The sequence below is a fragment of the Roseiconus nitratireducens genome (genome assembly GCF_008629675.1).
GTDB classification, from domain to species: domain Bacteria; phylum Planctomycetota; class Planctomycetia; order Pirellulales; family Pirellulaceae; genus Stieleria; species Stieleria nitratireducens.
Genome location: NZ_VWOX01000082.1, coordinates 1 through 603 on the forward strand (window position 1 = coordinate 1; position 603 = coordinate 603).

The following is a 603-nucleotide window of genomic DNA, read 5'->3' on the forward strand; positions in this document are numbered from 1 at the left end:
AACGTTATCGCAGCCAATGGATCTACCACCGTTTCTGAGAGACCGCCAACGTAATGCCGATTCATAGCGCAAATCCGCTTGGGAGTGACGACGCCTCATTTGAATATGGCGTGTGTTTCTGCATTCTTCGCAAACGGGTCCGTTACTGGGCCGAAACGCTAGTGGATCTTGATTCGTCGGAGACGAATTTCCTTGGTGCACTCGTCGCCTTGCGAGCACTTTGCGACCAAGCGCCCCGGTCGACGAAGCAGCACTTAGTCAAGGGAGAGATTGAGGAATGGAAGTCCCGTTTCGATGCTTGGGTTGATCGGTGCGCGAAGAAGATCAAAAAAAACAAGGTTGATCCTGAAGAGTTAAAACGTCTCGCTGACGCGGAATTTTCCGTCCTACACGAAGCTGGAGTCAGCAAGCCGCGGACACTGTGGCTCGCTGGCGTCAAAAAGGATCTTGCATCAATCGAGGGCGGAAGAATCTGAACGATGCCCTTTCTGGGGAGCCATGCCGTCTGCGAGAATGCGATAACAACGCGGTGCACCTGAGCCGCCGAGTCGCGTATGTACGGGATTGAGAATCAACCGCGGCGGCCAGGTGACCGCCGACGTT

1 protein-coding gene is annotated in these 603 nt (G+C 54.4%); it reads left to right on the forward strand.

Annotation, left to right across the window (positions count from 1 at the left end; translation table 11 throughout):
• The first annotated feature begins 161 nt into the window (after positions 1-161).
• Complete coding sequence (locus tag FYK55_RS28785) at positions 162-476, forward strand: hypothetical protein (RefSeq protein ID WP_161604834.1); 315 nt, start codon at positions 162-164, stop codon at positions 474-476.
• The last annotated feature ends 127 nt before the right edge of the window (positions 477-603 follow it).